The sequence below is a fragment of the Psychrobacter sp. TWR1-1-1 genome, from assembly GCF_049895865.1.
GTDB lineage: Bacteria > Pseudomonadota > Gammaproteobacteria > Pseudomonadales > Moraxellaceae > Psychrobacter > Psychrobacter immobilis_A.
In genome coordinates, this window is record NZ_JAFCTE010000001.1 from 181,871 (window position 1) to 194,433 (window position 12,563).

Here is a 12,563-nt window from a genome sequence, read left to right on the forward strand (position 1 = left end):
ATACATTTTGCTTGTTGGATGACATTCGTTAACATCTCAAACGCACTAAAAAAGTACACAATTTTTATTTATATATTCAATATGCACTAATTTAGTGCGGTCATGCGTTAGTAATGCCTCTGGGTAAATAATTTGCATGACACCTCTGATGATAAATATACGGCTGTAATATTGTCAAAGGTATTATAAGTTGCTGTAATTATTGTTAATAACTGTCCTTTTATCATCTATATTTTCAGCATTATAAAAAGCTGGCATAGCCTTTGCATTATTACTGTTATGATTATCTTTGGTGATAAAGTGGTTCAATAATTATTATTAACGAGTGCCTGAAGAGTTCAGCATAATGAGTGATATGTTGTTAGAATAATATCGAACCAAAACACTGGCGAGTCTTATTAAGCGCATAACTCAGATGGCTATCTTGACTAATAATATTGACAGTGCTGAGAATAAGCATAATATTAAACAGGATATTTAGCGCTAAACGCAGCGCTGACTGTTATCAAACCAGAGATTTTTAACCAACAGATTGTACCTATAATTTTAAATCGCAATAATCTAATCAACACAACGGAGACTATTTATGTCGAACAAATTACTAGATCTTATACAATCCTCTAATGCTAAATGGGTTGATTTTCGCTTCACTGATACACGTGGTAAAGAGCAACATATCAGCTTTCCAGCGCATAGCGTTGATGAAGAAGTGATGGAAGATGGCAAGATGTTTGATGGCTCATCTATTGCTGGTTGGAAAGGTATCGAAGCGTCAGATATGATCTTGCGTCCTGATCCAGAGACGGCTTTTCTTGACCCGTTCTTTGATTCACTTACCGTAGTTGTTACTTGCGATATCATCGAGCCATCAACGCTACAAGGTTATGATCGTGACCCACGTTCTATTGCGCGCCGCGCCGAAGAGTACTTGAAGTCAACGGGCATTGGCGATACTGCTTATTTTGGTCCTGAGCCTGAGTTTTTTATATTTGATGATGTGAAATGGTCAATTGATATGTCTGGCGTTAGCCATAAGATCACAGCCGAAGAAGCGGCATGGTCGACTAACAATGACTATGAGTGGGGCAACATGGGACATCGTCCACGTGTTAAAGGCGCTTACTTCCCAGTACCACCAATCGATAGCTCGCAAGACATGCGCTCTGTTATGTGTGAGCGTTTAGAAGAAATCATCGGTGAAGGCTGTGTCGAAGTTCATCACCATGAAGTTGCGCCTTGCCAGTCAGAAATTGGTGTCGCTTTCAATACGCTAGTCAAAAAAGCCGATGAAGTACAGCAGTTAAAGTATGTTGTGCATAATGTTGCGCATCAGTTTGGCAAAACGGCTACCTTTATGCCAAAACCAATCGTTGGTGACAATGGTTCAGGCATGCATGTGCATATGTCAATCTCCAAAGATGGTGTCAATACTTTCTCAGGTGATGAGTATGCGGGTCTTTCTGAATCTGCACTGTATTTTATCGGTGGTATTATCAAGCATGCGCGTGCGTTGAATGCGATTACCAACCCATCGACTAATAGCTATAAGCGCCTAGTACCGCATTATGAAGCGCCTATCAAACTTGCGTACTCAGCATCTAACCGCTCAGCATCTATCCGTATTCCACATGTTAGCAGCCCAAAAGCGGTACGTGTTGAAGCACGTTTCCCTGATCCAGCGGCCAACCCATATTTAACGTTTGCAGCGTTACTAATGGCAGGTCTTGATGGTATTCAAAATAAAATACATCCGGGTGAAGCTGCTGACAAAAACTTGTATGACTTACCACCAGAAGAAGAAGCACTCATCCCAACCGTTGCGGAGAGCTTAGAAGTTGCATTACAAGCCTTGCGTGATGATCATGAGTTCTTATTAAAAGGTGATGTATTCACTGAAGACATGCTAGAGGCGTTCATCGCTTTGAAAGAAGAAGAAGTGCAACGTGTCAATTTAACCGTGCATCCAGTTGAGTTTGACTTATACTACAGCTGCTAATTTATAGCTAAAACACTCAGTTATTTTGAGTGATAAAAACCAGCTAAGTTATTCTTAGCTGGTTTTTTTTACGTCTCAATAATAATTTGCTAAATCAACGGATCTGTCCTCTTTGAAATTATTACTGATTTAACACCCAAAGTATCGCATAATAGATATTCATAATATTAGGTACTCATTAGGTTGACTGACTATGACTTCATTATCAAAACCGGTTTTTTCAAACAGTAAGTTAGGGTTGGTACTGATTGCTGCTACGATGATTAGTATGGCAACTCTCTATGCCCCTTTGACAAATGCTGCGCCTATTTATAAAGTTATTGACGAAAAAACAGGTCAAGTCACCTTTACCGATCGCCCGCAAAATTATGAGCAGCAGGCGGGTAAAAAAATCAGCCAAACGGGTGTCACGACGAAAGAAAGTCGCATCAGCTCAAGTAACAGTGATAACATGAGTAGTCCACCTCCTTCTAGTAATGTTAATACGACTACGCAAAATACGGCTGCTAAAAATAGCCCTGACGCCAAACCAGTCGTCAATTATCAGCTTAATATTACTGAACCAAGCGCAGAACGTGCATATCGTCGTCCAGCCCAAAGCATTGATGTCAATGTGCAAGTGAAGCCGAACTTACAAGCAGGTGATAGTGTCAGTATTTATTTGGATGGTAATGAAGTCGCGCAAGGTCTTAGCGCCTCGATTGCAACGGTAGATGTTTTACCAGGATCGCACAAGATAAAAGCCGTGTTAAAAAATGAGAAAGGTCAAACACTCAAACAAGTAGAGCGTACGGTGTATGTGATTCAAAACAATACAACATTGCAAAATAATAAGAAAATCGCGCAACAGCTTTTAGCTTATCAGAATCTACCTTGGTATCAAAAAGTACTGTTAAAAATGCGTCAAGAGGGCAAACAACCGAATATGCAATCATTTACTAAGCCTATCGTAGACAAACCTATGACGCTTGAGCAACCGGTGATAAATTAACTTGTAGGCAATGTGTCAATCATGGATAAGTATAAGAACCCATACAAAGTAGAGTAACCTTATAAGTTAATTTCTTCTATATAAACATAAAGGCAAGCGCTGATTGCAGCGCTTGCCTTTATGTTTATCAGGATATTTATTAATTCTATGTATTTACAGCTTATTTAGTCAATTCAATCGTACCATTAGCAGTCACTGAGATAGTGCTATTGCCAGATTCAAAACTTTGGCTAGGTACTGATTCGTCTGCTGCGCCTGCTTTCATACTCATAGCACTATACATCGGACGTGGGTAGTTGCTACCTGTATTTAGATTCACATTGACGACACGATAGCCACGAGCATCCCAAGCGCGTGTTAGGTTTTTAGCTTGTTGCTGAAAAGCACGAGACGCATTGGTCATCAGCTTTTGCTCAAGCGCATCCTTTTTGGTATCTGAGACACCAAAGTTCAGATTGTCCATCACCAACGTTTCTTGTAGGTCAGCGATGAGTTGGCTGGTGGCTGCAAAGTCGGTACTTTTTAAATCGATGTTTGCTTGTCCTGTCCAGCCAATGATTTTGTCATTTTTATCATAGCGAGGGTAGGTGCGCTGTTGTCCGGTGCTTACGGTGACCGTTGGATAGCGCTTAGCAATTTTCATGGCATTATTAATTGAGGTGTTGAGCGTTGTCGCTAGAGTTTTAGAATCCATTGCCTGCGCTTTTTTATATAAGCTGGCTCGTACTTCATCATTCTGGATTTCTTCTTTTACTTCTGTCTGAAAAGTAAGCTGATCGTAGCCTGTTGGTTCTGCATGTGCGCTACCCATCATGGCTGTGAGTAGAAATGCAGTACCAGTCGTTAGAGCGGCTTTATTAAGTAAAGTGGTTTTCACAATGATCTCCTGAGTGAGTTATATCAATAGTATTTAGGTTAGCCATACATAGGTAAGACTCGCCTTTATATGAGAAGCTGTCCATTTTAGTTATTAGTTGATACCGAGTATGCTCAGCTTCCTCAACTAAAATAGCAAAATTTAACAGGCTCGCTGTGAGAATTTTGTCACCTAAGTTACAGGGCGTTTTGAGGTTATAGAAAGAGTTTTACGATAGGGGTTGTAATATTTAAAAATTCTTGTATAATTTGCAACTGGTGGCTCCATTGGTAGCCTCGCAACATTGTTCTATGAACCCCGCCAGGACCGGAAGGTAGCAACGGTAATAGTCACAGTGTGTGCCGAGGATTTGCTTTTGGAGTCGCTTTTTTTTGCCTAAAATTTGATACCTGTTTTGATATTTAATCAGAAATGCTCGTTTGATCTATTAAGCCCTTCATTGTAAAGGGCTTTTTTTTCGACCTTTTTTTGTCCGATTTTGACCTTTGATTGATTAAGATGGGTTAAAATACAATGTATTAACTTTTATTAACATTCTGGACACTTTAGGGTTTTCTTATGAAGATGTTTGTTTGGTTGTTCATTGCCTTCGTGCTACTAGTGATTGTGTTTGGCGTATCTATATTTAATAAATTGGTACGCGCTCGCAACCAAGCGAAAAATGGTTTTGCTCAAATCGATGTACAACTGAAGCGCCGTCATGATTTGATTCCAAATTTGGTTGAAACTGCTAAACGCTATCTGACGCATGAAGAAGAGACGCTGACCCGTGTGATTAGTGCACGTAATCATGCCCAGAGCTTGCAAGACTCCAATACACATCAGCCAGACTCGCTTGAGCATATGGCGCTATTTGCCAAAGCTGAGAGTATGCTGTCTAAAGCGTTAGGGCAGTTTTCAGCGGTTGTGGAAGCTTACCCTGAGCTAAAGGCGGACAGTATGATTAAAGAGTTGATGGATGAGCTGACCAATACTGAGAACCGCATTGGCTTCGCCCGTCAGCACTATAATGACAGCGTGATGTTCTATAACAATGACCGCGAGGTATTTCCCAACAATCTTATTAGTACGACTTTTGGCTTTCGCCCGTTAAGCCCGCTAGTTTTTGAAGACAGAAAGGTGATCGCTCAAGCACCTGTCGTCAATATGGGCTGATATTGAATTATATTCATATGTTCAGATGCGTTTAGCTATTTTTAAGTCAGGCATATAGATGGATTTTTTTGGTGAACAACGCACCCGTACCCAGCGAAGTCTGTTGCTCTATGGGCTATTTTTTCTCATTGTCTTTGCCCATCTGGCAGTAGCGCTGGGTATCATGGCGCTGCTGCTAACGATATTTACTGGTGGCATTTATCATTGGGTGTTGATACTGGTTGCTATCTGGACAATCGGTAGCTTTGTGATCGGTAGTTTTTTAGAGTACAGACGTTTAGAAGCCGGTGGTCGCGCTATTGCTCAGCGTGTGGGCGGGGTTCGGCTGTTTATCGACCACAGCCAAGACGCGTGGGAGCATAGTCAAGGGGTTGCCCATCAGCATGGGCCTATACCAAAGGTTCGTTTCAGCGCCTACCATATCGCCGTGCGTGATGAGCGAGACTTCCCGCCTGTCTACCGTCGTTACTACGAGATTGCCCAGCAGCTAGCCATTGCTTCGGGTGTACGTATGCCGATTCTGTATGTACTGCCTGATGAGCAAGGTATTAACGGCTTCGTTGCTGGTCGTCATAGTCAAGATATGGTATTGGTCGTCACTCAAGGCGCGATTGATAAGCTGTCCGATGAGGGGCTGTATGGGCTGATAGGGCATGAATATGGTCATATCTTGCATGGTGATGCCACTTTTAACTTACAGCTCATGGTGGTGCTGGCAGGCTTGCAATTACTCTATGACTGGAGTGATTCTATTAATAATTTTGGCGCTGGTAATCAACGCAGTCATCAGAATAGCCATCACAATTATTTTGATGATGCGGTCAATCGACGCAATCTCTTGTCACAAAGAGCCGTCGATAGCCATGCGCGTAGCACTGAATCTCAAACAGCAAGCTTTACCACTCATAGTGAATGGGTAAGCTATTGGCAAAGTCAATCACAAAGCCAGCAGTCGTCAGCTAAGAGCCAGTCACGATGGCTACAAAATAATAATAAGTTCGATAGTCAAGCACCGCGCAATATTTGGACGTTGTTAATACATGGATTGAGTTTTTCGAGTATGGCCAGTGCGCAACTGATTAAACACAGCTTTAATCGCCAGCGTGAATTGCTCGCCGATGCCACCAGCGTGCAGCTCACACGCTCGCCGGCTATTATGGAAACCTTACAAGCCATTCATCAAGATTCGCTTGGTTCGCGCTTAACCAGTATCGCCGATATCAATGGTCTTAGTCATTTCTTCTTTGCCAGTAGTGGTGCTGATTTGGGTGACGTCTCTTGGTTTGCTACCCATCCGAGCTTGGCTGAGCGAATGAGTGCCATTAATGCCCACGCTTATCATGACTTTGCGGTAAAAGTAGCTAAAGAAAAGCGCATAAATCAACAGAAAATAAAAGAGATATATGAGCAGCGGCGATTAGGGGATTGGGGCGTCATAAAAGCAAATAGCCTAAGCAAAAATAAACAAGAAAAAAATAGCCAATCATCAATATTTGAAACCCAATCAGCGTTAGATAACAATAAAAGCAATAACAATAAAAGCCTTACTAATAACAGCAATGATGTTATAGACAAAGAAATTACTGCTTTTCCTGCAAATGAAATAAAGAATGAGTTGGACGAAGATCAGGGGCTAGAGTTTGTTATCAAGAAAGATGTCGTTGTTGAAGGACGTTTACAGGTTCAAGCGCAAAATACCGGTATTCATCAGTTGCTCAAGCCATGGCAAGCAAAACCTGATAGCGATTTGCCATCGGATACATTGATTGATATCGACGATAGACAAAAAGTTTCACTGCCGCAGTATATACTCAATCACAGTTATCATCCGCTCGGGGCGCAAGCTTTGATTGAAGCAGTTATGTTGTGCCATCAAGGTCGTATATTATCAACGACTGAGAGTTATGACTTGAGTGATATCTGGCTTGGACTTGCTAACGATAAAACGTCTACTGCTGAAATCAATAATAACGCTAGCGCTAATATTAGCAGCAACCCCCAATTTTTAGTGCATACGATAGATCATAAATTATTAGCGGCAGTGGCACATCTTGATAGGCGTTTAGACAACGCATTGATTGCATTGGCAATAAAGCAACTGAGTCAGCATGACCTGTCAGAAACTGCTATCAATGAATCACGCTTAAGATATGAAGCGAGTCATAGCAATCAAGATCATCAACATTATGTGCAGCAAAAAAAGTGTCGTACAATGCTCATGCGCTATCAACAGGGTATCATTGAGCTATTTGAACACTACCTAACGGCGGATTTAAGTCAACATTTCGCTGATAACATAGCCAGTGAAGATGGTGCTATGGATAAAAATAAGCCAGTATCAACGCACTCAGGAAAAATCGACTCTCGGTTGCCATCGATTTTATCATTATGGCAAGCGCTACAGCTGCAGCAACTATTACCGATATTGTCTACTGTATTGAACGAGACATACGTGCATGCTCAGCCTCAGCTATTATGGTTATGGCAGCAAGCATTGCAAGCGGGTAGAGATGATATTTATGACCAGCTTGACCCTTCAGGACAGGTATTTGATGGTCTCGATGTTGCGGCGAAAACCATGCTTGTTTTATTGGCTTATCGCCTATCAAAAGATGTCAAAGGTCAGGTCGTATCAGCACTAGATAGCTCAGTACACATTTCAGCACCTACTTCAGTACTCGGCTATAATAATGACAGTGTTGCTCACTATATCGTGGATTTGCGGCGTCACGCACTTTTGATTGATATTGACTTAGCCGCTGTTAGTGACGCAAATTTGCAATGGCTACTGTTGACTGCGCAAAATATAAATAGTATCCAATTATTGGCAGTGATAGAAACGGTGCCTATTTTTATAACGCCTGCCAGTCAGTCGCCTGCATCAGAAGCCAAACGTAATGATAATTATAGACAGAGGCAACAGGGCGGCGATCAAATAGATTATAATGTGATTAATAATAAGCCTTATGATTACAATGATTACCGGCAATGGCTGAGCACATTGCATACGGTGATGTTACACGATACGATAGTCAGTCAAGATGAGTATGATTGCTTGACCGAGCTTGCCAATCATTGGCTCGGCGTTCGGCAGCTTTTTTGAACAATGTCATTGACGGCATTTAAGTATTCTTTTTTAAATTGAATGGACTATATTTTTAATCCTTTTTTTTAACATCGTTCTTTAATATCGTTCCTTGCCATTAAAAGTCAGTAAATTCATTTTAGATAAGTAGGATAGTAAATAAGCATGAGTGATATCCGAGACCCGCTAATTGTATTGCAGCAGCGCCAGATTTTAGCGATGATGGGTATCACTCAGTGGGTGCAGCCGAGCTCTAAGACATTGAGTATCGCAGGTATTTCTGCGCCTGCTCTGCTCGAGCAGACTACAGCTAATCCAATTTTAGCTAATCCTAGCACTTCTTCTGCGATTACCACTGAACAGCCAAGTATTGAATCTTCTAATATTGAATCCCCAAATATTAATGCCATATCAGATATAGTAGATGATGAGTCTATCAACCATTATTATAATGACGCTAATGATACAGATTTAAGCTATTCTGACCAGCAAAGCCCTGTTACTTATAGTTTTGACTCGACTACTCCTAATGCCCTTAATATCTCTAAGCCAGCCGTTACCTCCTTTGTAGATACTGTTGTACAGCAAGCTTCTATTACTGATATAAATAAAGCTTCGAGCTTTGAAAATGGCAGTTTTAAAGAAGAGAGCTTTCAAGAGGAAAGCTTTAAAAAGGTAGCACCCTTTGATTTGCAAGGTGGTCGCTATGGCGATTGGGTGATTTTGGTGGACATCCAAGCCCTTAATCATGACAGCCAAAAACTGTGGCAAAATATCACCCAAGCCTTATCCATCAGTTGTGAGACGACCTCATTCCCTATTTGTGAAGGTATGGATACCGCTGAGCTTGCTAATGCCAGCCTTGCTGGATATGTCTTTAAAATTGGTCGCAGCGAAGAGATACAGGTAGTGACATTGACCGCACTTCCTGAAGGTTTGGAACATCCTAACCTGACGACTGCACCCACGTTGGATGAGATGCTTACTGATAGTAATCTCAAACGTCAGCTTTGGGAGCAGTTATCGAGTCACAGTTAAAGGCTTACCACTTACTATGATAGAGATTAAAAAATAACGATAAAATTCACCTTCAACATTCAACCTTTAATAACCACGATGACTTCATCATATTTAGGATATTGATTATGACCACTAAAGCCGCTCCTAACCGCGTACCCAATTTTTCAGCGGGACCTGCCACCATACCGACGGCCGTATTATCACGCGCTCAAGAAGAGTTGCTTGATTGGCAGGGACGCGGCATGTCGGTTATGGAAGTGAGTCACCGTAGTAAAGAATACATCGCCATTACCGAAAAAGCCGAAGCCAAATTGCGCTCGCTAATGGACATTCCAGATAACTATAAAGTTCTATTTTTACAAGGTGGCGCTAGCTTACAGTTTTCAGCGATTCCATTAAACTTGCTAAATGGTGGGCGCGCAGACTATCTAACGACGGGTGCATGGTCTGGTAAAGCGGTCAAAGAAGCCCAGCGCTATGAAAAGCTTGGTCTTGGTGAAGTGAATCAGGTCGCAACGGGTAAAGACAGTAGCTTTACTGACGTACCAGCCCAAAGCGAATGGAACCTGAGCGAAGATGCCGCCTATTTTCATTACTGCGCTAACGAAACCATTCATGGTTTGCAAATATTTGAGCCGCCACAAGTCGATGCACCAATTGTAGTCGATATGTCTTCTTGTATTTTGTCACAGCCCATTGATGTTTCTAAATTTGGCATGATTTACGCAGGTGCGCAAAAAAATATCGGGCCAGCAGGTCTGATTATCGTGATTATCCGTGAAGACCTATTGGGTCAAGCGAGTGAATGGTGCCCACTGCTGATGAACTATGAGCACCAAGCTGAAAAAGAATCCATGTCAAACACACCAGCGACGTATTCTTGGTATTTAGCAGGACTAGTGTTTGATTGGTTAGAGGAGCAGGGCGGCGTTGCTGCTATTGGAAAAACCAACCAACAAAAAGCTGATTTACTCTATAAAACGATTGATGATAGCAGCTTTTATAGCAATCCAGTTGATCCCAAATATCGCTCTATCATGAATGTGCCTTTTACCTTAGCCGACAGCAGCCTTGATAAAGTATTCTTAGAAGAGTCGGAAGCGGCAGGCTTGATGAATCTAAAAGGTCACCGCGATGTGGGCGGTATGCGTGCCAGCATTTACAATGCAGTGTCATTAGATTGGGTGCAGCAGTTGGTTGACTTTATGATTGCGTTTGAGAAAAAACACGCATAAATTAGCATGGATTTTAAAACAAAAGACGCAGCTTATAAAAGTTGCGTCTTTTTTTATACGCGTTAGTATTCTTTTAAGATAAATGATGCATCATGTAGCAACTCTAACGCTGCAAATCATTAGGTTAAAAAACCTAAGTTTGTTATGATAAAATTCTGCAGCACTTACGATACGTCAGATACGACATATTTTTTTAGATTTTATTTCATAAGCGGTCATTAGCCTTTAGTCACTGGTTAAATGTTCAATATATTCATTCGGTCTGGCAAAGGGGTTTGTTATAACTTTATGATGCTAAAAAATACCATGCTAAAAGCCGTCTTGCTTGCCATTACTATTAGCTGGATACCAGCCAGTATTGCGGTGCCAATCACCACTACTGCGCTTGGTCATAATAGTACCACTGAGTATATCGATGTGCCCTTTATGCCTTATGCTAACCCAAAGGCACCGACAGGCGGCACGTTATCGCTCGATGCGCGCGGCACCTTTAATGCGGCCAACAAGTGGATGACCACAGGTGTGGCGATGGTTGGCACCGATTATCTATATGACACCTTGATGACAGGCTCATTAAATGAAGCCTTTACCATGTATCCGCAGCTGGCAACCAAAGTAACTTATGATCCTGATGACACCAGTTGGATTATCTATCATATTAATCCTGCTGCCCGTTTTTGGGATGGCACTCCGGTCACTAGTAGTGACGTCAAAGCGACTTATGATGCACTGTTAAATAAAGGTCCGATGTATATCCGTAGTTATTTGGGTGATATTAAAAATATTGAAATTATTAATAAGCAACAAGTAAAATTCATCTTTAACTCTGATGACAATAAAGAGATTTTATTAACCGTCGGACAGCTTCCTATTTTTGCTAAGTCCTCTATCGATACTGATTTTGAAAAAATAACCTTGACGCCATTGATGGGCAGTGGGCCTTACAAGTTAGGGCGTGTCGATGCAGGGCGCTCGGTCAGCTACGTACGTGACCCCAATTATTGGGGTCGTGATTTGATGGTCAATCGCGGTCGTTATAACTTCGATGTGATTAAGTTTGTTTATTATCAAAGCGATGAGATTGCCTTCGAAGGTTTTAAGTCTGGTCAATATCGTTTTCGCCCTGAGAATAAAGCCTCGAACTGGGCAACGGGTTATAACTTCCCTGCAGTCAAGGCAGGGATGATTAATAAAGAAACGATCAGCAGCGAAAACCCAGTACCGATGCAAGGTCTAGTCATGAATATGCGACGTCCCATCTTTCAAGATATTCGCCTTCGCCAAGCACTGAGCAAGGCTTATGACTTTGAGTGGATGAATAAGACCTTGTTTCATGGGCAGTATGAACGCTTGCAAAGTTTCTTTCATGGCTCCGAGCTTGCTGCAACAGGGATGCCATCTGCTGAAGAGATGCAGGTGCTTACGCCTTTATTACCCAAGCTTGAACCGCTGCAACGTCAAACCGTATTAATGGAGTGGCAATTGCCGACCAGTGACGGTAGCGGCTTTAACCGTAAAGGACTGTTAGAAGCGCGGCAGCTGTTGCTAGATGCAGGGTTTTATTATAACGATATGAAGCTATATCAGCCCAATGGACAACTTGCTCAGATTGAGGTTTTAATGATGGGCGATACTATGGGTCGGGTGCTTCTGCCATATATTCGAAATCTACAGCGCTTAGGATTTGATGCCACGTTACGTCAAGTCGACGGACCACAATATTATGAACGGGTACGCCGTTTTGACTACGACATGATAGTTGATAAATTTGCTCAGAGTTTATCCCCTGATGCGGAACAAGTTGGTTTTTGGGGTAGCTCAGCCGCTGACCAAGCGGGCAATAGAAATACTATCGGCATCAAAAACCCAGAGATTGACGCGGTGATAGAGCAGCTTGGTAATGCTAAAACTCGCGACGATACTATATTATATACTCAGGTGCTCGATCGCCTACTACGTGCTGGTCATTATTTAGTGCCCTTATACGGCAAATCAGCGACCAATGTCGCCTATTGGGATCAATATCGTCATACTGAAAAACTGCCCTCTAATGCCATTGGTATTGACTACTGGTGGACGGACAAAGAAGCAGAAGCACGTGTTAACCAATATTTGAAGCAATAATTTAGAACAATAAATGAAATAACGCTGCATCTTAAAATTTTATTTCGTTTAAAAAATCAATAAAAGACATCAGCAATAAA

Annotated in this window: 8 protein-coding genes and 1 other RNA gene; 8 read left to right on the forward strand and 1 reads right to left on the reverse strand. The window is 41.8% G+C overall.

Annotation, left to right across the window (positions count from 1 at the left end):
• The first annotated feature begins 586 nt into the window (after window positions 1–586).
• Both glnA and ACP69U_RS00755 read left to right on the forward strand, forming a co-directional pair.
• On the forward strand, window positions 587–1,996 hold the full coding sequence (gene glnA / locus ACP69U_RS00750; protein WP_426137500.1) for a type I glutamate--ammonia ligase: 1,410 nt from the start codon (window positions 587–589) through the stop codon (window positions 1,994–1,996).
• Between the two features lie 193 nt (window positions 1,997–2,189).
• On the forward strand, window positions 2,190–2,987 hold the full coding sequence (locus ACP69U_RS00755) for a DUF4124 domain-containing protein (RefSeq protein ID WP_426137501.1): 798 nt from the start codon (window positions 2,190–2,192) through the stop codon (window positions 2,985–2,987).
• A gap of 160 nt (window positions 2,988–3,147) precedes the next feature.
• Here ACP69U_RS00755 and ACP69U_RS00760 read toward each other — a convergent pair whose 3' ends face one another.
• Entirely contained in the window at window positions 3,148–3,801 is a 654-nt protein-coding gene (locus tag ACP69U_RS00760) for an SIMPL domain-containing protein (protein WP_390890587.1), read from the reverse strand.
• Window positions 3,802–4,128: 327 nt separating this feature from the next.
• Between ACP69U_RS00760 and ffs the strand changes: the two genes are divergently transcribed.
• From ffs to ACP69U_RS00790, 6 genes are all read left to right on the forward strand, one after another.
• Window positions 4,129–4,225, forward strand: an RNA gene (gene ffs, locus ACP69U_RS00765) — signal recognition particle sRNA small type.
• 197 nt (window positions 4,226–4,422) lie between these two features.
• Window positions 4,423–5,019, forward strand: coding sequence for a LemA family protein (locus ACP69U_RS00770; RefSeq protein WP_083475715.1), 597 nt, complete (start codon window positions 4,423–4,425; stop codon window positions 5,017–5,019).
• Between the two features lie 58 nt (window positions 5,020–5,077).
• On the forward strand, window positions 5,078–8,122 hold the full coding sequence (locus tag ACP69U_RS00775) for a M48 family metalloprotease (RefSeq protein ID WP_426137502.1): 3,045 nt from the start codon (window positions 5,078–5,080) through the stop codon (window positions 8,120–8,122).
• A gap of 147 nt (window positions 8,123–8,269) precedes the next feature.
• Window positions 8,270–9,142, forward strand: coding sequence for a hypothetical protein (locus tag ACP69U_RS00780; RefSeq protein WP_426137503.1), 873 nt, complete (start codon window positions 8,270–8,272; stop codon window positions 9,140–9,142).
• A gap of 107 nt (window positions 9,143–9,249) precedes the next feature.
• Window positions 9,250–10,359: a 3-phosphoserine/phosphohydroxythreonine transaminase gene (gene serC / locus ACP69U_RS00785; protein WP_109589897.1), complete on the forward strand. Its 1,110-nt coding sequence runs from the start codon at window positions 9,250–9,252 to the stop codon at window positions 10,357–10,359.
• Between the two features lie 291 nt (window positions 10,360–10,650).
• Window positions 10,651–12,483: an extracellular solute-binding protein gene (locus ACP69U_RS00790; RefSeq protein WP_426137674.1), complete on the forward strand. Its 1,833-nt coding sequence runs from the start codon at window positions 10,651–10,653 to the stop codon at window positions 12,481–12,483.
• Window positions 12,484–12,563 lie beyond the last annotated feature (80 nt).

Coding starts and splice junctions, on each gene's coding strand:
- ACP69U_RS00780 (WP_426137503.1), top strand. CDS start 8,270: ATGAGTGATATCCGAGACCCGCTAATTGTATTGCAGCAGCGCCAGATT.
- ACP69U_RS00760 (WP_390890587.1), bottom strand. CDS start 3,801: ATGATGGGTAGCGCACATGCAGAACCAACAGGCTACGATCAGCTTACT.
- ACP69U_RS00755 (WP_426137501.1), top strand. CDS start 2,190: ATGACTTCATTATCAAAACCGGTTTTTTCAAACAGTAAGTTAGGGTTG.
- ACP69U_RS00790 (WP_426137674.1), top strand. CDS start 10,651: ATGCTAAAAAATACCATGCTAAAAGCCGTCTTGCTTGCCATTACTATT.
- serC (WP_109589897.1), top strand. CDS start 9,250: ATGACCACTAAAGCCGCTCCTAACCGCGTACCCAATTTTTCAGCGGGA.
- ACP69U_RS00770 (WP_083475715.1), top strand. CDS start 4,423: ATGAAGATGTTTGTTTGGTTGTTCATTGCCTTCGTGCTACTAGTGATT.
- ACP69U_RS00775 (WP_426137502.1), top strand. CDS start 5,078: ATGGATTTTTTTGGTGAACAACGCACCCGTACCCAGCGAAGTCTGTTG.
- glnA (WP_426137500.1), top strand. CDS start 587: ATGTCGAACAAATTACTAGATCTTATACAATCCTCTAATGCTAAATGG.